Here is a 19705-nt window from a genome sequence, read left to right as displayed (position 1 = left end):
CGTCCGGCCACCAGCCGACGCTGCGCAGAGATTCCGAATCCATGCCTTTGACCGAGGCCTGCAGCGCTTGATACCGCGTCATGATGTCCGCGCTGGCGTTCTGTGCCTTGAGTTCATCGCCCAAGGACGCCAGGGTGCGGGTCAGGTCAGGGTTGGCGGCATCCAGCGCGTTCATGGCTGCCTTCGCGGCCGGCGTCGGATCACGAAGAATGTCGGCAGCCTTCCAGCGCGCGGCGCGGTTGCGCTGTGCTGTCAGTTGCACATCCAGCGCATCGAGTGCCATGAGCTGGCGCACACCGGCTTGCTCCTGAGAAATCACCTCCAGCTTGCTGCGGTAATCCTGGCCGATCATCCACAGGCTGCCCGCGAGCGGCAAGATGAACAGAAAGAAGAGCACCTGAAACTTGCGCGCGAACCCGAGACGTCCGAGCAGGCGGATGCCTGGCGACAAAAGACTCTGCATAGCCAACCACTCCTCACCGACAGACGCTGCGCGACGAATGATCATCGCTGCGCTGCCTTACATTTTTACCGGCAAAATGCCATGTCTGTGTTTTAAAAACGATAACCGCCCATCTTTTGAACGAGGGCCGCACTCAGACTTATCGAAATCCGCAGCCACCTAGTTCTATAACGGCAGCGTTGCGGCAGGCATAAGCAAGAACCGGACCGATAGCACGAGGCCATCAAACCGGGCATGAGATCGAGGACAGTGCACGCTGAGTGCGCGAAAGTGGGGCGAAAGCACTCAGCGCAAGGAGTGAAACTGTCACCAGCGTGCAGGGGTGAGAAAATGGTAGAAGAGCCGTGAGGCTAACCGATTGATCGCGTGGATAAATTTTTTCAAAGAGACGCTTGACACATATCCGATCTGAGCGAATAATGCGCGCCACTTGGCTACATAGCTCAGTTGGTTAGAGCATAGCATTCATAATGCTGGGGTCCGGGGTTCAAGTCCCTGTGTAGCCACCAAGTACCTCAACAAAGCCCGCCTTGTGCGGGCTTTGTTGTTTCTGGCGTTCTGTGCCTAAGGCGGGATCCCAAATCGCCGATAGCCCTGTACTGCATCTCGCAGTGCACGGAGGCAATATGAAAAAGATCGCTATCGCTGGACTGGTCGCTCTGCTTTCAATCGTTTCACTTTCCGCGTCAGCGTGTCCGAAAGGGACGCATCCAACAGGCGGGACGGGCTCACACCATAAAGGTGGCACCTGCGTGTAAGACTAGCCCGGCAATTGCCGGGCTTTTTGATTCCGTAGTCTGCGCGCATCCAACGCCAATCGCCCTGCGGTCCGGGCGAAGACGGCAATCCGTGACAACGGCGCCCTCGTCCAATAGATTACGCCCCTCGAAACGCCCCGAGCTTTTCGCGCCTCAACCCCAGTTAACGAAGCAGTGGATGTTCAATGTCTGATTCCCATACCGATCCGGCGGCAAACGCCGTGTCGTCGAAGCAAGCCTACGAAGAAGCCATCAACCTTTCACAACATGTGCCACAGGCCAAAACCATCAGCGAGATGGTGCTGGACGCATTCCAGAGCGCCAAGGAAAGCGACCAGATTCGCGATCTGCGCCTGGCTATACGCGCCGCCCATGACCGATTCGATGATGACCAGGCCTACGAGCTGATGGGTCAGCTTAAGCAGCTCAAGGACGCCGAAGCCGCCGACATGGTCGCGCTCGAAGACCTGAGCGCGAAGTTTCCGATCAGCCGGATTCTCTCCAGCTATAAAGACGACCCGAGTTTTCAGGAGCTCGTCTACAGCCTGGCGTTGAAGGTGCTCAATCAGACGCATCAAGCGGTCAGCAACCCGAGCGGCGGCAAGAGCAAAGCGGCGCGGCCGAAGAAGGAAGCCGAGGTTTTCGTCATCAGCAAGGACGGCGCCAGCGTCACCCTGCCCCTGCGCACGCCGCGCTCGAAAGCCAACGCGGACCGCGAAGCCTTTGAATTCCTCGGCTTCTCGTTCATCGGTGAAGGCGATGACGCCGAGCTGCAGAGCGAAGTGTTCGTAGACAAGGACGGCAACCAGCAGCCGGCCACGCGCAAGAACATTGTCAGCGCGATCCAGCAGCAAACTGCGTTTGAGGGATTCAGCGCCGTTCAGCAATAAGCTGCAGCCATAGGCGCGTCCATAAGCTCAACAGCAAGCTCAACACCCGCACCGGTGGCGATCGCAGCGCCATGATGTAACCTCAATGGCTGGCCACAGCGGTACCCACTGGCGGTCGCCGCCCTCGAGAGGTGTTGAGCAATGCAGATTCTTGGTGAAACGATCATCGGACAACGCGCTGTACAAGGTCAGGGCGGAGAAGTTTTCGCCCTCGCCGCCGCCACCGGTGAAACCCTGACGCCGTCATTTGGTGCCAGCACGCTGGAAGACGTCAACGCTGCGTGCGAACTGGCCGAGGCGTCATTCGACCGCTACCGGCAATTGAGTGATGATCAACGCGCCGCCTTTCTAGAAGCCATCGCCCAAGGCCTTCTGGACCTGGGCGATGTGCTCACCGAGCGCGCTCATGTCGAAAGCGGCCTGCCCAAGCCACGCCTGGAAGGCGAGCGGATGCGCACGGTCAATCAGCTGAAACTGTTTGCCAGTCTGCTGCGTGACGGACGCTGGCACGGTGCCGTGGTCGACACTGCGATGCCGGAGCGCCAACCACTGCCGCGCGCCGACCTGCGTCTGCGGCGCATCGGTCTTGGTCCGGTGGCGGTGTTCGGTGCGAGCAACTTCCCCCTTGCCTTCTCGGTTGCCGGCGGCGATACCGCTTCTGCGTTGGCGGCCGGTTGCCCGGTCATCGTCAAGGCGCACCCGGCCCACTTGGGCACCAGCGAATTGGTGGGACGCGTGATCCAGAAAGCGGCGCGCGACACCGGCATGCCGGAAGGCGTGTTCTCACTGCTGATCGACAAGGACATTGCTGTCGGCCAGGCGCTGGTCAGTCATCCCTTGATTCAAGCAGTGGGCTTCACTGGCTCGCGTCGTGGGGGTTTGGCGCTAGTGGCGGCCGCCCAGGCGCGTCCGGTGCCGATCCCGGTGTATGCCGAGATGAGCAGCATCAACCCGGTGTTCCTGCTGCCGGCTGCTTTGCTGGCCCGCGCCGAAACCATCGCCAAGGGGTTTGTCGAGTCGCTGGTCATGGGCGCCGGGCAGTTCTGTACCAACCCGGGCATCCTGCTGGCACTGGAAAGCGACGCGCTGGAAACATTCGTGTCGGCCTCGGCCAAGGCGCTGTCTGACAAGCTGCCGACCACCATGCTGACGCCGAACATCCACGGCGCTTACTGCAACGGCCTGAATAACCTGCACAGCGCATCCGGCGTGACGCTGGTGGCTGAAGGTCAGGAGGCCGACGGTTCATTCCAGGCCCGCCCGGCCTTGTTCCGCACCGACTCAGCCACGTTCCTCGCCAACCCCGCGTTGGAGGACGAGAACTTCGGCCCAAGCGCGCTGCTGATTGTCTGCTCCGACGTCGCCGACCTGCAGAAGGTTGCTGCCAGCTTCGATGGGCAACTGACCGTGGCGCTGCAGTTCGACGACGGCGACGAGGCGACAGCCCAGTCGCTGCTGCCGATCCTGGAACGCAAGGCGGGACGGATTCTGTTCAATGACTTCCCGACCGGCGTCGAAGTGAGCTATTCAATGGTCCATGGCGGCCCGTTCCCGGCAACCTCCGACAGCCGCAGCACTTCGGTGGGCGCAACGGCCATTGATCGTTTCCTGCGCCCTGTTTGTTATCAGAACGTGCCGGACTCGCTGCTGCCTCCTGCGTTGAAAGCCAGCAATCCGTTGAAGACTTGGCGTCTGGTCAACGGCGAGCTGTCAAAGGACTGAGCGGCATCAACGCCGGCCATTGAAGCTGCTTCACCGCGCGCCTTCCAATCCGGGGCGCGCGCTTCCAAGCCGGGCGTGGGTCAGTCAGCGGATCGCTGCAGCACCTTGCCGTCCACCCCATCACCGATTACCAGAAAATGCCCGCCCGCCACATGGTGAAGGGTGCGCAGCGCGTCATGCCCCTCGAAATGCCAGTGCCCTTCGGAGAACACGCGTTCATCCGCCCACGCCGCAACCACTTCGCCGATGAACAGGTCGTGGGCGCTCTGATTATGTGGCTCGGGAATCAATCTGCACTCCAGCCAGCCTGCGCAACCTTCCAGCAGCGGCGCTTCAACGTGGGAGCCCGCGAAGGTCTCCAGTCCATACGCTTTGAATTTATCCAGGCCTTGCTCATGGGAGATGTCCAGCCCTGAGGTCGAGCCAACCGTTTCAACAATATCGATCTGGCTGAGGGTCGGCACGTTGATTACAAACGTCCCGGAGCCCTCGAGCAACTGCCGCGTCCAGACGGACTTATCCAGCACAACCGTGACTTTCGGCGGCTGGAAATCCAGCGGCATCGCCCACGCTGCCGCCATGATGTTGCGTTGCCCGTCGTGGGCAGCGCTGATCAAGACCGTCGGGCCGTGGTTGAGCAGGCGGTAGCATTTGGCGAGGGGTACCGGACGCCGGTGAGAAACAGTCATGGCAATCATCCTGGCAAAGAGAAAATTCATCGAAAACTACAGGGTTTCTCGTGCCGGGGAAACGCCACCCTCCCCAGCGCGATGGAAACTGTCGCCTCCCTGAACTTCACCCAAATCACACTTTGCAGATCACGCTAAAGGTGATGTAATACTATAACAAATTATTTCAGGCAGTCCTTGTTGTGAAACGCGATCCCCGGCTTCCTCCCTCCCTTGCAACGTCCGCACTGGCTCAATCGGCCAGCAAGCGCGTGATGATTTCCCTCGCCGTGCTGGTCGTGCTGTGGATCGGCGTTATCTGGGCGGTGGCGATTCCATGAGCGCTGCCATCGACCTCCACGACCTGACACTGACCTACGAACGCCGGCCAGCGGTGCATCACGCCAACGGCCGATTCGCGGCGGGCAGCCTGACGGCGATCGTCGGCCCCAACGGCGCCGGTAAGTCCACGCTGATCAAAGCCATCGCCGGCACGCTCAAACCCGCGGTCGGGCGCGTCGAGCGCAACCAGTTGGCAACGCGGCACATCGGTTATCTGCCCCAAGCCGCCGAGATCGACCGCAGCTTTCCGCTCAGCGTGGCCGACACCGTGATGATGGGCGCCTGGCGCAGCATCGGCGCGTTCCGCGGCGCCACGCGCCAGCACGCTCAACAGGCCAAGGAGGCGCTGGGTGCCGTGGGTTTGGCGGGATTCGAGCAACGCAGCATCAGCTCGCTGTCGTCGGGGCAGTTTCAGCGCGTGCTGTTCGCCCGGCTGTTATTACAGGACGCTTCGGTGATTCTGCTCGACGAGCCCTTCACCGCCATCGATGCACGCACCACGCGGGACTTGCTGGAATTGATCCGCACCTGGCACGGCCAAGGGCGCACCGTCATCGCCGTCCTGCATGACATCGAGCAGGTGCGTCAGCACTTCCCGAGCACGCTGCTGCTGGCCCGGGAAATCATTGCCTGGGGCGACACCGCCGACATCCTCAACGACGAAAACCTGCGCCGCGCCAAGAACATGGCCGAGCACTGGAACCCTGACGCGCAGCCGTGCGACGCCGATGCGGAGCAAACCCTGTGACGCTCTATAGCCTGTTGATCCAGCCCTTTGTCGATTTTGGTTTCATGCGCCGCGCTTTGGTGGCGTGCCTGGCGCTGGGCATCGGCTCCGGCCCGGTCGGCGTGCTGCTGATGCTTCGCCGCATGAGTCTGGTGGGCGACGCCATGAGTCACGCGGTCTTGCCGGGTGCCGCCGTGGGTTTTCTGTTTGCCGGGTTGTCACTCCCGGCGATGGGCTTTGGCGGCCTGATCGCAGGCCTCGCCGTGGCGTTGCTATCGGGGTTGGTGAGCCGTTACACAACACTGCGTGAAGACGCCAGCTTCGCCAGCTTTTACCTGACGTCGCTGGCTGCCGGCGTGCTGATCGTTTCCCTGCACGGCTCCAACGTTGACCTGCTTCATGTGCTGTTCGGCACCATCCTGGCGATCGACGATCAGGCGATTTTCATGGTCGGCGGCATCGCCTCGTTCACCTTGATTCTGCTGGCGCTGATCTATCGCCCGTTGATCCTCGAATGCTTCGACCCGGGTTTCCTGCGCGCAGTGGGCGGTCGAGGTTCGCTGTATCACGTGCTGTTTCTGCTGCTGGTGGTGCTCAATCTGGTGGCGGGGTTTCAGGCGTTGGGCACGCTGATGGCCGTCGGCATGATGATGCTGCCCGCCACGGTCGCACGATTCTGGGCTCGCTCGCTCACCGGCATGATCGTGGTTTCGACCGCAGTGGCGACGCTTTCGGGCTTCATCGGGCTGATCGTTTCCTACCACGCCAGCGTTGCGTCGGGCCCGGCCATCGTGCTCACCGCCAGCGCCTTTTACGGGTTCTCACTGTTCTTTGGACGCAGCGGTTTTGTACGCCGACTGTTCCCGAGGGTTCATCTGTCCGGCTGATCGTCCTCTTACCGCAAGGAAACCACCATGAAACGTTTTACGCTTCTGACCGCCGCGCTGGCGTTGTCGGGCCTGGCCAACTTCGCCCAGGCAAAAACCCTGGAGACTGTCGCTTCGTTCACCGTTATCGCCGATATGGTGCACAACGTCGGTGGCGATCACGTGCACGTGACCTCGCTCATCGGGCCCAATGGCGACCCTCATGTCTACGAGCCCACGCCCAATGACGCCCAGGCACTGAAAAAAGCCGACGTCGTGTTCGTCAGCGGGTTGCATCTGGAGGGTTGGCTGGATCGGCTGATCACCGCCTCCGGCTACAAAGGCCAACCCGTCGTGCTGTCTGACGGGATCATGACCCGCAGCATGGAAGAAGACGGCAAGAAGATCACCGACCCCCATGCCTGGAACAGCGCGGTAAACGGCGTTGTTTACGTCAGAAACATCATCAAGGCCCTGCAGAAAGCCGACCCTGAAAATGTCGCCGATTACCAAGCCAACGGTGACAAATACATCGCCCAACTGCAGGACATGGACGCCTACGCCCGCTCGCAGATCAGCACTATCCCGGTCGCACAGCGCAAGGTGCTCACGTCCCACGACGCCTTCGGCTATTTCGGCGATGCCTACGGCGTGACCTTCCTCTCACCGCTGGGCTTTTCCACTGAAACCGAGGCCTCGGCGGCTGACGTTGGCAAGCTGATTAATCAGATCAAGCAGGAGCACGTCAGCGCCTACTTCTTCGAGAACTCTGGCGACCCGCGCCTGGTGCAACAGATCGCCAAAGCCAGCGGCGCGCATCCGGGCGGCGAGCTGTATGTGGAATCGCTGTCGCCCGCAGACGGCCCGGCGGCGACGTACGTAACGATGTTTCGCTACAACGTGGACAAGCTGGCGGCGGCCATGAAAGGCCAGTGATGCAACGTCGCAACGGCTGACTGATCTCTGCTGCACGACGTGCGTGGCAGGGATCAGCAACCCGGCTCAGCGAACCGGCAGCACTGATGCGGGTCAATCTGTATGCTGGCGCCCCGTTCGCCGACATCGACAGGATGATCCATGACCGCCCTCTCCTTCGCGCCTTTTCAGCCCCTCGCCGACCTCCTGATTCCCCACACCGTGGCAGAGAGGCTCGACGGCTCCCACGACGTATCCCATCTGCACCGGGTCTGGAGCAACGTCTCCGCCATTCGTGACACAGAGGGAGGCGATCACCAGATCCTGCTCGCCGCCACCCTGCTCCACGACTGCGTCTCCGTGGAAAAGAACTCGCCCTTTCGCTCAAGCGCCTCACGCCTGGCCGCGGCGAAGGCGACCGAACTGCTCGCAGAAATGGGCTGGGACGAAGAGCGGACCCAGGCCGTCGCCCACGCCATCGAGTGCCACAGCTATTCGGCCAACATCACGCCCACCTCGCTGGAAGCGAAGATCCTGCAAGACGCCGACCGTCTCGACGCCCTTGGCATGGTCGGTGTGGCGCGGCTGTTCTACGTGTCCGGGCGCATAGGCACCCACCTCTACGACCCGGTCGATCCGCAGGCGCAACAGCGCGATCTGGACGACAAACGCTTCGCCGTCGATCACTTCACAACCAAGATCTTCACCTTGGCGCAGGGCTTTCAAACGGTCACGGGGCGCCACATGGCGCAGGTCAGGCACGCACGGGCCGAGCGGTTCTTGCGGGAGTTTATGGAGGAGATTGGTGCGTAGGGTGCGTGGAAGGTCATAGCGATATTTCGGCCGGCTCATGGGTTTTTAGCCAGTCGACCAGTGCAGCATTCATACGCGTTTGCCAGCCGGGTCCTGATGCCCGGAACTGCTCCACCACGTCGTGCTCCAGGCGAATGGTAATTCGCTCCCGCACAATCACAGAACGTGGTCGGCCACGCTTGACCAATTGGTCACCCACATATTCATCAGCATGATCGAAGTATGCATCTGACAATTCGGGTGCATCGCCGGGATCAACCCAGTCGGTGCCGGTAGAGGGTTTGTTCACGCTCATTGGCCTTTCTCATGGAAATGATACGGCGAGCCGCGCCGCGCGGTTTCCAGACCAGGACAACCATACGTTCTGACAACGCTCCAACCGTGATATATCGGGTTTCCCCGTAGTCCTGCCGGCAATCTTCGAGGGTCAAATGCCTGCCGGCGAATACCAAGCCGGCATCCCTAAAGTCGAGGCCACGCTTCAGAAAGGTGATGTCGCGTTTTGCAATGTCGAAGATTATCTGCATTGAATTATTGTATGTACAGCAAATAACGGAGCAAGGCCGCCGAGGCTTGCAAAGACGTATCCCACAATCAGCACTGACAATGCCCACTCGTATCCCTGCTGACGTCACGCTGGCCTCCAGCATCTGACCGTACCGCAACAATTCAGAAACATCTCCAACAATGTCACAAAGACATCACGGAACACCTCTATAACCATCTCTCCGGTGTTTTCGTCGATGGGATGGGTGGCAGTGAAAAGGTTATTGCGTCGTGTGGTCCGTCCTTCTTCCAGGCCTGCTTTCCTGCGTCGTTTCAGGATTACCCAGCGGTTGGTGCTGTGCTTCGGCGTGACTGCGCTGTTGCTGGTGGCGCTCGGTGTGTTCTGCCTGTTGCAGATGCAGAGCATCCGCGATCAGGGGGAGGCGGTTGAGAGTGGATCGCTGCCCAGTATTGCCATGGCCGACGCGGTCGCCATCGACCTGATCAAGTTGCGTGGCGAGAGCGCCAGGCTGATCGCCAATGCCGACGACCCCGGCGCGGTAGTGACCAGCAAGATCAATGTCGAGCAGCTGAAGAACGAAGTCGAAAAAGGCTTCGCCGATTACCTTGCCCACGCCACCGACAGCACCGAGCGAGACTCCATCAAAGCCCTTCAAGATGCCTATGGCGCTTTCATGCCGGGGCTGCACGACGAAATCGCTTTGGTCGAGCAACGCAAACTCGACGACGCGCGCATGCTGCTCAACACCACGCTGAGCCTGCAGGGCGACCTGATGGACATGCAGGTGCAATTGCTGCGCGAGCTGAACAAGCAAAGTGCGGCGGGCACCGTCGAAGCGGCCGGCGCGCGGTTCCAGCAGACCCGAATCATCGCCGTCAGCGCCATCGTGGTGGCGCTGGTGCTCACCTTGTTACTCGCATGGCGGCTCAGCCTGAGCATCATCCGCCCCCTGCGTCAGTCGCTGCACATTGCCAGCACCATTGCCCAAGGCGATCTGAGCCCGCAGCCGATTCCGGAAGGCAAGGATGAAACCGCTCAATTGCTCAAAACCCTGGGCCTGATGCGCGCCAATCTGCACGGCACGATCGATCAGATTTATGCCGCAGCTCGCCAGCTAAGCCAGTCCGTCCAAGAGATGGGGGCGATTGCCGATGCCAGTGCCAAAAACCTGCAACTGCAGAACGATGAGATCGAGCAGGCGGCAGTTGCCGTGAACCAGATGAGTCAGGCTGCCGGGGAAGTCGCCGACAATGCCAGCAGCACGTCGAGCGAATCGAAGGCGTCCAACGAAGCGGCCGCCGAAGGGCGTATGCGCCTGACCGGCACCATCGATTCGATCAAGGAGCTGACCGACAACGTTCTTGATTCCTCTCACCAGGCCGACGGTCTCGCCGAGCGCACGCTGAGCATCAGCAAGATTCTCGAGGTCATCCGGGCGATCGCCAACCAGACCAACCTGCTTGCACTGAATGCCGCCATCGAAGCCGCACGGGCGGGTGAAGCGGGCCGCGGGTTCGCGGTGGTGGCTGATGAAGTCCGCTCACTCGCCCAACGCACCAGCGCGTCGACCACCGAGATCGAGACCCTGATCAACGATGTGCAGAAAAGCACTCAGGAAACCGCGCAAACGTTACGCGTCACCGCGGCCCAGGCCAATCTAACCCTGGAGCAAGCCGCTGCCACTGGTCACGCACTGACCGTCATCATCAGCGCAACCTCGACCATCAGCGACCGGAACATGCTGATCGCCAGCGCCGCCGAACAACAGGCGCAAGTGGCTAACGAAGTTGATCGCAACCTGAGCAGCATTCGTGACCTGTCGACGCAATCGGCGTCGGGCGCTCAGCAAACCACGGTGGCGAGCAATGCGCTGTCGATGCTGGCAACCGACCTGAACACGATGGTTCAGCGGTTTGTGCTGTAAGACGCGCGCCATTAAAAAACAGCCCGCAGTCATCGCCGCCCATTCCCAGCCCTGTCCAAGTGTTTCATGATCGAAACACCACCCACGCAGAGGGGTGTCTACGCCAACAAGGACATGAGCATGAAAAAAACAGCCGTATTGAGCATCGCCCTGACCGCATTGACGCTGAGCATCACCGCCCAGGCTGACGTCAGCGTAAAACTGGGGAGCAAGGAACGCGTCACACACCTGTTTGCCTACCCGAATAACTGCAATGTCATCTGCTTCCGAAACTGGACGCTCGAACAGACCGTCGAGCACTACCTCACACAAAGCGTGCAGCGTGACGGGTACGGCGTGGCCAAGGTTGCGGTACACAACGACAACGACGTGATCTACGCCGACATCAGCGGGGTGCCGGAAGGCTACGACAAACCACTTTCAGCGCTGCTCGACGCCGGCGACCTGGCCTACGCCGGCGCGAGCAAACTCAACGCCGATAACAAATTTGCCTACAACTGGTATCTGTTTCTGCCGCTGGGCATGGCGCTGGAAAATCGCAAGAGCGTCGAGCTGCTGCATTTCCCGCCGGACTACTCCCTGACTCAGGCTCAGGACTATCTGTTCTCGGCCACAACCGACCGCTGGTCCGAGCTGCTGACGGATAACGGCATCCCCAAAGAGCAGACGCCGGCTTATCAAACCATCATCGACATCGCGCCCATTGCTGCGCCCTCGAACGCCGGTAAGGACCTCGAAAACGTTTACAGCTACTTTACCGATTACCAGACGAACATGGTCAAGCAGCTGACGCAAAGCGCGGCGGGCTCATCGCTGCCGATGGTCGCGTTCGGTGCGCCGGTACGCGCCTGGCTCAAGCAGCAGTACAACGTGACGGTTCCGGTGTTAGGTCTGGCGAGCATCAGCCCGGCTGGCGGGCAAAGCGTCGCGGTGCTGGGTTCGAATCACCCGAGCTATATCTGGAATGCAGCGGACAAAAGCAATTACGGCGGGGACGAAGCCAAGGCGGATGAAGCCGGTTTGAAGGTCATGGGCCAAGACCTGAGCGCGGCGTGCTGGCAAGCGGGCATGGGCCAGAAACCAACGACCGACCCGGCGGCGCTGTTGAACCAGTGCACGACCCACTGGCAGGTGACCAACAAGGTTGAAACCTGCAAGTTGTTCTTCAACACGGTCCGCAAGTTGACGCCGGATCAGGCGGCAGCGAAGTGCCGGACAGGCGAGGTGTCGCGGCAGATCAAGCAGCTGCAGAAGCCGCTGCCCCAGATGAAGAGCGCTCAGCTTTAACGCATCGATCCTAGGAGTGAGCTTGCTCGCGTTGTCTTCAACTCACATAGATGAGCCTGACTAACGCTATCGCGAGCAAGCTCACTCCTACCATTGGATGGACGCTTGCCCTACCCGATCACTCTCCCTGCGGACGCAGACGATACTGCGGCGGCAATTGCTCCGGGCCGCTGATGGTCGCGTTCAGACTCTTCCAGCGCCCATCCTTGATGCCGTAGATGCAGCCGTGGACCGACAACTTCTGCCCACGGTGCCAGGCGTTCTGCACAATGCTGGTGTGGCCGACGTTGGCGACCTGCTGAATCACGTTCAGCTCGCACAGCCGGTCGACTTGTTCTTCTTCCGTCGGCAGCTTGGCCAGCAGCTCACGGTTTTCGTAGTACAGATCGCGAATGGTGCGCAGCCAGCCATCGATCAGGCCGAACTGGCGATCCTGCATCGAGGCGCGCACGCCGCCGCAGCCGTAGTGACCGGTGACGAGAATGTGTTTGACCTTGAGCACATCGACGGCGTACTGAATCACCGACAGGCAATTGAGGTCGGTGTGCAGCACGACGTTGGCCACGTTGCGGTGCACGAACAGATCGCCCGGCAGCATGCCGACGATTTCATTGGCGGGTACACGGGCGTCCGAACAACCGATCCATAGGAATTCTGGCGTCTGCTGGCGCGCCAGCTTGGCAAAGAACTCGGGGTCTTCTTCCTTGATGGCGGCAGCCCAACGTTCGTTGTTGTCGATCAAGTCTTGTAGTTCGTTCATGCGTTGATGCCTCGGAAATGATGCTCAGCTATGACTGGGGCTCGGCGCTTCAAGTCACGCGCAGTGATCGACCGATGTGCGGCACCGATCAGGAACTGAATGGAATCTTCGCCATGTCGTCCGGTCCACCCATTAGGCCCGACATTATTGAGGATTTGCCATGAACGATTCACGCCGTCCATTCGATGCCACTCAACCTGAGCCCATCGATGACAACGAAGACCGCATGGGATCGATGGAAGAGCTTAACTTCAACGACAACAATGAGCCGAGCGGGCGCATTGGCGACGTCATCCCTGAAGATGAACTCGACACGTTGATCCCTGATGAACGCGTACGTGAAGCCGGGCTGACCGGTGCTTCCACCGAAGATCACAACCCGACCGACGATGACATGAGTCCTGAAACGTTGATCCGGGAAGACGGAGCGCGTTCGCCTCGTGAAGCCGGCGAAGACGGCCCGGCTGATCTGGACCTGAGCATTGTCGATGAAGATGACATTGGCGGTGGGGATGGCTTGGACGAAGAAGAAATGGCCATTCTTGATCCGCTGGACGGCAAGCCTGGCATCTGATCAGCGCATTCAGTCTCGTGGGAGCGAACCCGGTTCGCCCCATGAAGGCCATCTACTCTTCGAACAGCGTGCAGGCCATGACGATTGCGTCTTCACGTCCGCCCACTGCAGGGTAGTAGTCCCGACGCCGGCCTATTTCGTTGAAGCCATAACGTTCGTATAAACGGTAGGCCGATCGGTTACTGTCACGCAGCTCAAGAAAGCATTCCCGACCATTCATCTCATAGGCGCGCTTCATCAGTTGCTCAAGCAGCACCAGCCCCAGGCCGCGCCCCTGACTCTCCGGCTTGACGGTGATATTGAGCAAGTGCGCTTCATCGATGATCACGTTGATCACCCCGTGCCCCACTTGTTGACTGCCTTCGAACATCAGCCAGACTTCGTATGACTTCAGCGCATCAAGGTAAATGCCCCGCGTCCAGGGATGGCTGAATGCGGCGTATTCGATCTTTAGGACGGCATCGAGGTCAGCTTCGGTCATTCGGCGAAACGTTACTGCATCATTCATCTACGGTCTTCCAACGGCCCATCAACCGACGCATGGAGCGCCACACTTCGGCCTTGCGCTGCGGCTCGTCCATCAATAGTTCCAGACCCGGCAGCGCCCAGGCCAAGCCCAGGCCGTCAACCTGGAGTTCGAGATTGAAGGATTCCGCATCCGTTTCAGCCGCAAAGCGCAGCGCCGGAAGTCCGATCAGCCACAGGCAGGTGCAGGGTTGTTCTTCGACCCGGGCGTACAGAAAACCCTGAACGAAATCGCGCGCCGCTTCTGGACCTTGATCCATTTGCCCGCGCACCAGCAGCGGCCAGCGCACAGGCTCGCCGATGATCTGCGGGCTGTCCGGCAAACCGGCGGCGCGCAGCATGTCTTTGAGCAACAGATAGGAAGGGTCGCGGCTCTGAAACGGCTCGCCGGTCACCAACTCCACCAGCAACAGGCAACTCCCGGCGCGCAGCAGTTGCAGGGCAAACCGTGGCGGCGGCGCAACAGGCGCTTTGACCACGACCGGTGCGGCCTCTTCTTCCTGCACAGGCTTTGGCTTGGGCGCACTGGATGGGCGGGGTATATCGATCTTCGGCCGCTCGACGGTACGCACAACGGGTGTCGGCGCGACGGAGGGCGAATCGCGATCCGGCGCGCGAGGCGCATCCGCCTGAACCATCGGCGCAGGCGCCTCCTCAATCTGCGGTACGGGCGCAAGCAGCTCGGGACGCGACGGCGCGGCGAAAGGCAATTCAGTGCGCGGCAGCCAGCTGACCACCTGCATGGCGGTCAGATAAGCGCGACGGCGAGGCTCGTTGAGCAAAGGTCAGCTACCTGTGGATAAAGTCAGGCGGGAGATTCTACAGGCCTTCATCGCTTCCCGCCGCTGTTGATCGACTGAGGGTGAAAAACGATCCCGGCGATGCAGTACAATCGCCGCTTTTATTTGCCAGTCAGCGACCATCCGATGATCGAACCTAAGCGCGTCCTGCGCGCCCTTGCCGAACACTGGGCGCTTCTCGAGCCACTCTGCGAGCATTTCGACCAAGGCACTCTGAGCCTGAGCGAACTGCGCTTGCAGCTGGCGGCCCAGCAACTGGAGAGCACGCCCCAGGACATCACCACTCTGCTGGACGTCTGGATTCGGCTCGACATTCTGGTCCCGGTCGCGAAAAGCCCGAACCGTTTCGAGCTGAACGCGCAGATCCACGATTTCCTGTCGTACCTGCGGCGCGAGCATCGGCTGGGCCTGTGCCTGGAAATCGAAGCGTACCTGCGCCACCTCGAACGGCTGGCCGGCTACATACAGGAAGCCTTCGACGCCCGCGACGCCAGTGACCTGGCCCGGCAACTGCGCCTGCTCGATATGCGCGTGCGCGATGTACTGAAGAAGCTCGCCAACGATGAGCAGGCACTGGTAGCCGTGGCCGAACGCGCCAAGACCAGTGATCGACAGATTCCGCTGCGTCAGCGTTACGCAGAGGTGCTGGCGACCTGGGATGAATACGTCGAGCCGATGATCCAGTTGGTGAACGCCGATGGCGCCTTCGAACAGGGCGTGCGCAAGGTAGAGAACGTGCTGCTGCGCATGCTCACCGACCAGCAGCGTCTCGGCCATCTGGTAGACGACGATATGCTGCTGCGCACCCATGCGCGCATCCTCGAAATGCAGACCAGCGCGCAACTGACCTTGCGTCATGCGCGTGAACTGCTGCTGCCGCTGCGTGAAGAAGCGCGTCGCCACAACGCCGTGACCCGCGGTGCGGCACTCGCGCTGTCGGCGATTCGTCGACGAGGCCTGGACGCTGTGCCGCAAGCAGCGATGCCAATGTTCACCCGCCCGCAAAGCACCTTCCTCGGCAGTGCCGATCAGGTTGAAGCGTACGTGTATGCGCTGGCGCGCTTCGAGCCCAAGCCCGCGCGGTTCCCCAAGGCCAACATCACCCGAAAGGGCGAGCCGCCGCGCGCGCCGCGTACGGTCAAAGAGATGGTGGAGCGCTGCGAAGACGCCCTGCCAATGCCGGATCTGATGATCTGGCTGTTGGAGCAGGAGCCCACCGGCGCGACCGACGAGTTGCTGTATTGGTTTTCGCGCCTGTCGCGGGACAAACGCTTCAAGCGCGAGCGCCTGGAGCGCCGCGAATACCTGACCCGGGAGCACCGCGTCAGCCTGCGCTCCTTCGCCCTGCTCTCGAGCAAAGACGCCACCCCAGAGAATTCCGAGGGCACCGCCCATGCATCTTGATCTATCCGAAATGACCCAGCTGGCGCCGATCTTCCGCGAGCTGTTCAAGGGCTACCACGTTAGCCGCCGCGACCCCGAACTGTACGCGCAGCTGTCCAATCTGCAGGATCAGTACCGCGGCCTGTTCAAGGCGCTGGGCTTCGAGCTGGTCTGCGACACCCGTGGTTTCTACTACTTCGTGCCTGATCTGGCGGCCGCACAGGTCAACAAGACGGCCCAACGTCTGGCGCTGTTCACGTTCATCCTCGTCGAGCACCTGGCCGATCAGGGCCGCGACCCGGTCGCTGTGCTCGATGGCGGCAGCCTGGGCCGTGACGAGCTGCCATCGCTGCTGGAAAAGTACCGCGATCTGTTCCTGCAAGCTGAAGTCCAGACCCAGGAAGAGCTGGAAGAAAAAATCATGCGCCGCATGACCCAGCTGGGATTCGCCGCAGAAGAAGTCGGTATCTATCGCTTCCTGCCGCCCATGCATCGCTTCCTCGACGTCTGCCTGTCCGTACAGCAAGACCGTGATCTGGCGGCCAGCTTGCATAGCGCACTGCCGTTGCCAGCCCCGGTGTTGATCGACGATGACAGCGATGAGCGACTGCTGGAAACCGACGATCCGCTGGACCTCACCGAATTCGATGAACCCGCAGAAACCGAAGAGCAAGCGCTAGCCCGGGCGATCGCTGAAGAACAGGAGCATGACGCATGAGCCAGGAACGCTACGGCATACGCCGTTTCGCGCTGCTGAACACGGCCGGTTACAGCCTCGGGTTGTTCCCACTGGAGCATCCGCTGTCGGTCTACGGCGCGAACAACCTGGGCAAGAGTGCGTCGATCAACGCTTTGCAGTTCCCGATTCTCGCGCGCATGTCGGACATGAGCTTCGGCAAATACAGCCTTGATCAATCGCGCCGCTTCTATTTCGCCTCTGATACCAGCTACATCCTCGTCGAGGTCTCCCTGCCCCACGGCCCCCATGTGATTGGCGTGGTCGGTCGCGGCCCGGGCGGCGGTTTCGGTCACCAGTTCTTCGCGTATGCCGGCAAACTGGACTTGGCTCACTACCAGAAGAACGACACCTGCCTGCGCCAGAAGGAGCTGTTTGCCAATCTGGAAAGCCAGGGCGTGAAAGCCTATGAGCTGAAGCCCGATGAACTGCGCCGTTTGCTGGTCGGTGGCCACACGTCGATTCCGCTGGACCTGACGCTGATTCCCCTGCGCTCAACCAGTGAACAAAGCCTGAAGACCTTCCGCGCACTGTTCATCAACTTGCTGCACATGCGCGAGATCACTGCTGCCAAACTCAAGCAGCTGTTCCTCGACGCCTTCGAGCACAGCCTGCGTTCCGGCAGCGTCGATTACATAGCAGCGTGCGAAGAAGCGTTCCGTGACGTACGACGCATGGAGCAAGACTACAACGCCCTGGTGCTCGCCGGGCCGCTGGTCGAAGCGTTGGCCAATGGCGTCAGACAGCGCGACATCCTGCGGGGCAAGCTGCATCGCCTGTCGCCATTGCTCGACTCGTTGCTGGGCACATGGCAGGACTACTCCAATGCGCGCAAAGAAGAGCTGGTCATCCAGAGCGAGCACTACCGTAACGAACAGGATTCGCTGCAGAACGATCAGCGCGGCGGCACGCAAGAGCTGATGCGGCTGGAGCGCGAAATCAGCAACATCCAGCGCTGGATCGGCGAACTGGCGGTCCTGAAGAACCGCTTCGCGCTGGTCGACGACGTCAGGATTCTGGAACAGCAGCTACTGGCTGCAAAAGATGCTCATGATGAACTGGCCGGTGCCCTTGCGCAGTCGCGCCAATTCAGCGCCGAGGATCTGGATGAGCGTCTTCGTGATCTGGAAAAACGTCTGAAGTCAGTGAAGCAACAGCTCGATCATGCGGACAACAACAGCTATGCCCGCCTGCGCGAAGAGTTCTCGCAACCTGATGTCGAGCGCCTCATGCGCCTGTTCAACAGCGCGCTGTTCAGCTTGCCACTGGGCGAGCAAGGCATCGCGCTGGATGATGGCGACGCGTGGGTCAAATCCCTCGAAGCGATTCTCGATGGTTTCAAGGGCGAGCGCTTCGAAGTGCCCGGCCTGACGGTCAATCTGTCGAACATCGAGCCCCCTGCCCTCCAGGCGCTGGCCGATCGCGCCGCGCTGCGGGATCAGAAGGAGCGCCTGGAGAAAGAGCTCAAGCAACTCAAGACGCAGCAAGCCGTAGCAGCGGACCGTGCGGCGAGCAAAACCCAGACTGAAGCGCTGTACCAGCAGGTGCTGGATGCGCAGAAAGCGCTCGAAGACTTCCGCCGCGCTCAAACATTGAGCGCTGAAGAAGGCGAGAAGCTTGAGCAGCTGGCTCAGATGGAAGCGGCGCAAGACGAGCTCAAGCGCGCCAGTGATGCTTTCACCGAGCGTGTTCAACAGCTGTCAGCCAAGCTGCAGCTGATCGGTCGTCAGATCGGCGATCTCGAATCCAAGCAACGCACGCTGGATGACGCGCTGCGTCGTCGACAGCTGCTCCCCGCTGATCTGCCCTTCGGTACGCCGTTCATGGAGCCGGTGGATGACTCGCTGGAGAACTTGCTGCCGCTGCTCAATGACTACCAAGACAGCTGGCAGGGCCTCTTGCGCTGCGATGGTCAGATCGAAGCACTGTACGCGCAGGTTCGTTTGAAAGGCGTTGCGAAGTTCGACAGCGAGGACGACATGGAGCGGCGTCTGCAATTGCTGATCAACGCCTATGCTCATCGCACTGATGAGGCCCTTACCCTGGGGAAGGCGCGGCGTGCTGCTGTGACCGACATCGCGCGGACGCTACGCAACATCCGCAGCGACTACGACAGCCTCGAGCACCAATTGGCGTTATTCAACCGAGAGATCAATCGCCGGCAGGTTTCCAACCTGGAGAGCTTCCGCATTGTTCTCGCGCCGAACAAGGAAGCACTCAAGCACATCGATCAGATCATTCACAGCGCCGGTCAGTACGAAGAGGGCGAAACACTGTCGGTGTTCGATCTGAGCCAGAGCGCCGAGCAGGACAACAAGAACGAGGAGGCCAAGGAGTATCTGGCACGCCTGGTTGCGGCTAACCACAACCAGCTCGGTCTGAAAGACTTGTTTGAACTTGCATTCGAGATCACCAAGGTCAACAGCCAGCCGGTTATCCACACCGACATTGATGGCGCCGCGTCCAACGGCACGACCATGACCATCAAGGCACTGACCAACATGTACCTCTTGCTGCACCTCATGGATCGCGAGCAGGCCGGGCGAATTCGTCTGCCCTACTACCTCGACGAAGCCGCTGACATCGATGAAAGAAACCAGGCAGCACTGCTGGAAACAAGCTTGCAGCTGGGCTTTGTCCCCATTCTGGCGAGCGTTAAGCCCCAAGTCTCGGCCCATGTGGCGATTGACCTTGAAGGCGGCAGTGGGCCTGCCGGGATCTACATCGACGAGGCGGACTGGAAATACATTCAGCGTCGTGACGAGGTTGCTCCGGTGAAAGTAACCCCAGCCACTGAAACGCTCAGCGAGTAACTAAGTCGCCAGGTAGTAGAAAGCCCTGCAGTGATGCGGGGCTTTTTTATGGGCGTGAGTTGGCCGACTGTTGGCTGTTGGCTGTTGGCTGTTGGCTGTTGGTACAGCCTGAAACTTTTTCGCGCGCAAAAACAAAACCCCATCTGCTTTCGCAAATGGGGTTCTGGAATTTAATCTTGACGATGACCTACTCTCACATGGGGAAACCCCACACTACCATCGGCGATGCAT

At 60.5% G+C, this 19705-nt stretch carries 19 protein-coding genes, 1 tRNA gene and 1 pseudogene; 15 read left to right on the top strand and 6 right to left on the bottom strand.

The genetic code is table 11. The annotated features are described in order from the left end of the window. Positions 1-895 precede the first annotated feature (895 nt). The 3 genes from SLW74_RS05945 to SLW74_RS05935 all read left to right on the top strand — a co-directional run bounded on the left by SLW74_RS05945 (position 896) and on the right by SLW74_RS05935 (position 3833). A tRNA-Met gene (locus SLW74_RS05945) sits at positions 896-972 on the top strand. Between the two features lie 434 nt (positions 973-1406). Further along, on the top strand, positions 1407-2111 hold the full coding sequence (locus SLW74_RS05940; protein ID WP_410928375.1) for a hypothetical protein: 705 nt from the start codon (positions 1407-1409) through the stop codon (positions 2109-2111). 141 nt (positions 2112-2252) lie between these two features. Further along, the gene (locus SLW74_RS05935) at positions 2253-3833 is read left to right on the top strand and encodes an aldehyde dehydrogenase (NADP(+)) (protein ID WP_410928374.1); all 1581 of its coding nucleotides are present in this window, start codon (positions 2253-2255) and stop codon (positions 3831-3833) included. Between the two features lie 80 nt (positions 3834-3913). On the opposite strand, the gene SLW74_RS05930 is transcribed toward SLW74_RS05935, so the two are convergent. Next, on the bottom strand, positions 3914-4522 hold the full coding sequence (locus SLW74_RS05930; protein WP_065991771.1) for a flavin reductase family protein: 609 nt from the start codon (positions 4520-4522) through the stop codon (positions 3914-3916). 182 nt (positions 4523-4704) lie between these two features. Here SLW74_RS05930 and SLW74_RS05925 point away from each other — a divergent pair, with 182 nt between their 5' ends. From SLW74_RS05925 to SLW74_RS05905, 5 genes are all read left to right on the top strand, one after another. Next, entirely contained in the window at positions 4705-4842 is a 138-nt protein-coding gene (locus SLW74_RS05925; protein WP_410928373.1) for a hypothetical protein, read from the top strand. Next, complete coding sequence (gene aztA / locus SLW74_RS05920; RefSeq protein WP_410928372.1) at positions 4839-5591, top strand: zinc ABC transporter ATP-binding protein AztA; 753 nt, start codon at positions 4839-4841, stop codon at positions 5589-5591. Before SLW74_RS05925 ends, aztA begins: the two co-directional genes overlap by 4 nt. After that, on the top strand, positions 5588-6457 hold the full coding sequence (locus SLW74_RS05915; protein WP_065991769.1) for a metal ABC transporter permease: 870 nt from the start codon (positions 5588-5590) through the stop codon (positions 6455-6457). The genes aztA and SLW74_RS05915 overlap by 4 nt, the downstream gene beginning before the upstream one ends. A gap of 27 nt (positions 6458-6484) precedes the next feature. Next, complete coding sequence (locus SLW74_RS05910) at positions 6485-7372, top strand: metal ABC transporter substrate-binding protein (RefSeq protein WP_410928371.1); 888 nt, start codon at positions 6485-6487, stop codon at positions 7370-7372. 141 nt (positions 7373-7513) lie between these two features. Beyond that, positions 7514-8164 (top strand): HD domain-containing protein, encoded by a 651-nt coding sequence (locus SLW74_RS05905; protein WP_410928370.1) that lies wholly within the window; start codon positions 7514-7516, stop codon positions 8162-8164. Positions 8165-8177: 13 nt separating this feature from the next. Here the strand turns inward: SLW74_RS05905 and SLW74_RS05900 are convergent, their stop codons facing one another. Both SLW74_RS05900 and SLW74_RS05895 read right to left on the bottom strand, forming a co-directional pair. Then, positions 8178-8459 carry a BrnA antitoxin family protein gene (locus SLW74_RS05900; protein WP_410928369.1) on the bottom strand — a complete coding sequence of 94 codons (282 nt, stop codon included), beginning with the start codon at positions 8457-8459 and terminating at the stop codon, positions 8178-8180. After that, the gene (locus SLW74_RS05895; protein WP_192132518.1) at positions 8419-8691 is read right to left on the bottom strand and encodes a BrnT family toxin; all 273 of its coding nucleotides are present in this window, start codon (positions 8689-8691) and stop codon (positions 8419-8421) included. The genes SLW74_RS05900 and SLW74_RS05895 overlap by 41 nt, the downstream gene beginning before the upstream one ends. Before the next feature lie 216 nt (positions 8692-8907). Between SLW74_RS05895 and SLW74_RS05890 the strand changes: the two are divergent. The 3 genes and pseudogenes from SLW74_RS05890 to SLW74_RS05880 form a co-directional block, all read left to right on the top strand. Beyond that, a pseudogene (locus SLW74_RS05890) lies at positions 8908-9738 on the top strand (MCP four helix bundle domain-containing protein); the annotation flags it as partial. After that, the gene (locus SLW74_RS05885) at positions 9733-10596 is read left to right on the top strand and encodes a methyl-accepting chemotaxis protein (RefSeq protein WP_410928587.1); all 864 of its coding nucleotides are present in this window, start codon (positions 9733-9735) and stop codon (positions 10594-10596) included. The pseudogene SLW74_RS05890 and the gene SLW74_RS05885, both read left to right, overlap by 6 nt. Before the next feature lie 120 nt (positions 10597-10716). Then, a complete protein-coding gene (locus SLW74_RS05880; RefSeq protein ID WP_410928368.1) occupies positions 10717-11883 on the top strand; it encodes a hypothetical protein in 1167 nt (388 codons plus the stop codon). 118 nt (positions 11884-12001) lie between these two features. Here the strand turns inward: SLW74_RS05880 and can are convergent, their stop codons facing one another. Continuing rightward, positions 12002-12643, bottom strand: a complete 642-nt coding sequence (can, locus tag SLW74_RS05875; RefSeq protein ID WP_065991764.1) for a carbonate dehydratase — start codon at positions 12641-12643, stop codon at positions 12002-12004. Between the two features lie 160 nt (positions 12644-12803). Here can and SLW74_RS05870 point away from each other — a divergent pair, with 160 nt between their 5' ends. Further along, complete coding sequence (locus SLW74_RS05870) at positions 12804-13217, top strand: serine kinase/phosphatase (RefSeq protein ID WP_410928367.1); 414 nt, start codon at positions 12804-12806, stop codon at positions 13215-13217. Between the two features lie 52 nt (positions 13218-13269). Here the strand turns inward: SLW74_RS05870 and rimI are convergent, their stop codons facing one another. Together rimI and SLW74_RS05860 are read right to left on the bottom strand one after the other, a co-directional pair. Next, positions 13270-13725 carry a ribosomal protein S18-alanine N-acetyltransferase gene (gene rimI / locus SLW74_RS05865; protein WP_065991762.1) on the bottom strand — a complete coding sequence of 152 codons (456 nt, stop codon included), beginning with the start codon at positions 13723-13725 and terminating at the stop codon, positions 13270-13272. Next, the gene (locus tag SLW74_RS05860; RefSeq protein WP_410928366.1) at positions 13718-14524 is read right to left on the bottom strand and encodes an energy transducer TonB; all 807 of its coding nucleotides are present in this window, start codon (positions 14522-14524) and stop codon (positions 13718-13720) included. Before SLW74_RS05860 ends, rimI begins: the two co-directional genes overlap by 8 nt. Positions 14525-14668: 144 nt before the next feature. Here SLW74_RS05860 and mksB point away from each other — a divergent pair, with 144 nt between their 5' ends. From mksB to mksF, 3 genes are read left to right on the top strand one after another with little or no spacing between them, the layout of a single operon-like run. Then, on the top strand, positions 14669-15946 hold the full coding sequence (gene mksB, locus SLW74_RS05855; RefSeq protein ID WP_410928586.1) for an Mks condensin complex protein MksB: 1278 nt from the start codon (positions 14669-14671) through the stop codon (positions 15944-15946). Continuing rightward, positions 15936-16643: an Mks condensin complex protein MksE gene (gene mksE / locus SLW74_RS05850; RefSeq protein WP_065991760.1), complete on the top strand. Its 708-nt coding sequence runs from the start codon at positions 15936-15938 to the stop codon at positions 16641-16643. The genes mksB and mksE overlap by 11 nt, the downstream gene beginning before the upstream one ends. Beyond that, positions 16640-19474, top strand: coding sequence for an Mks condensin complex protein MksF (mksF, locus tag SLW74_RS05845; protein WP_410928365.1), 2835 nt, complete (start codon positions 16640-16642; stop codon positions 19472-19474). The genes mksE and mksF overlap by 4 nt, the downstream gene beginning before the upstream one ends. Positions 19475-19705: the final 231 nt, after the last annotated feature.

The sequence above is a fragment of the Pseudomonas sp. W5-36 genome (assembly GCF_046540455.1).
Taxonomy (GTDB): Bacteria; Pseudomonadota; Gammaproteobacteria; order Pseudomonadales; family Pseudomonadaceae; genus Aquipseudomonas; species Aquipseudomonas graminis_B.
The sequence above is the reverse complement of the archived record's forward strand: the minus strand, read 5'-3'. Positions and strand labels throughout refer to the sequence as shown.

What these genes read in the sequence shown, in the direction of transcription:
- SLW74_RS05900 (WP_410928369.1), bottom strand. Translation starts at nt 8,459, where the DNA reads ATGAGCGTGAACAAACCCTCTACCGGCACCGACTGGGTTGATCCCGGC.
- mksF (WP_410928365.1), top strand. Translation starts at nt 16,640, where the DNA reads ATGAGCCAGGAACGCTACGGCATACGCCGTTTCGCGCTGCTGAACACG.
- SLW74_RS05870 (WP_410928367.1), top strand. Translation starts at nt 12,804, where the DNA reads ATGAACGATTCACGCCGTCCATTCGATGCCACTCAACCTGAGCCCATC.
- can (WP_065991764.1), bottom strand. Translation starts at nt 12,643, where the DNA reads ATGAACGAACTACAAGACTTGATCGACAACAACGAACGTTGGGCTGCC.
- rimI (WP_065991762.1), bottom strand. Translation starts at nt 13,725, where the DNA reads ATGAATGATGCAGTAACGTTTCGCCGAATGACCGAAGCTGACCTCGAT.
- SLW74_RS05930 (WP_065991771.1), bottom strand. Translation starts at nt 4,522, where the DNA reads ATGACTGTTTCTCACCGGCGTCCGGTACCCCTCGCCAAATGCTACCGC.
- SLW74_RS05880 (WP_410928368.1), top strand. Translation starts at nt 10,717, where the DNA reads ATGAAAAAAACAGCCGTATTGAGCATCGCCCTGACCGCATTGACGCTG.
- mksB (WP_410928586.1), top strand. Translation starts at nt 14,669, where the DNA reads ATGATCGAACCTAAGCGCGTCCTGCGCGCCCTTGCCGAACACTGGGCG.
- SLW74_RS05935 (WP_410928374.1), top strand. Translation starts at nt 2,253, where the DNA reads ATGCAGATTCTTGGTGAAACGATCATCGGACAACGCGCTGTACAAGGT.
- SLW74_RS05895 (WP_192132518.1), bottom strand. Translation starts at nt 8,691, where the DNA reads ATGCAGATAATCTTCGACATTGCAAAACGCGACATCACCTTTCTGAAG.
- SLW74_RS05910 (WP_410928371.1), top strand. Translation starts at nt 6,485, where the DNA reads ATGAAACGTTTTACGCTTCTGACCGCCGCGCTGGCGTTGTCGGGCCTG.
- SLW74_RS05940 (WP_410928375.1), top strand. Translation starts at nt 1,407, where the DNA reads ATGTCTGATTCCCATACCGATCCGGCGGCAAACGCCGTGTCGTCGAAG.
- aztA (WP_410928372.1), top strand. Translation starts at nt 4,839, where the DNA reads ATGAGCGCTGCCATCGACCTCCACGACCTGACACTGACCTACGAACGC.
- mksE (WP_065991760.1), top strand. Translation starts at nt 15,936, where the DNA reads ATGCATCTTGATCTATCCGAAATGACCCAGCTGGCGCCGATCTTCCGC.
- SLW74_RS05885 (WP_410928587.1), top strand. Translation starts at nt 9,733, where the DNA reads ATGCGCGCCAATCTGCACGGCACGATCGATCAGATTTATGCCGCAGCT.
- SLW74_RS05905 (WP_410928370.1), top strand. Translation starts at nt 7,514, where the DNA reads ATGACCGCCCTCTCCTTCGCGCCTTTTCAGCCCCTCGCCGACCTCCTG.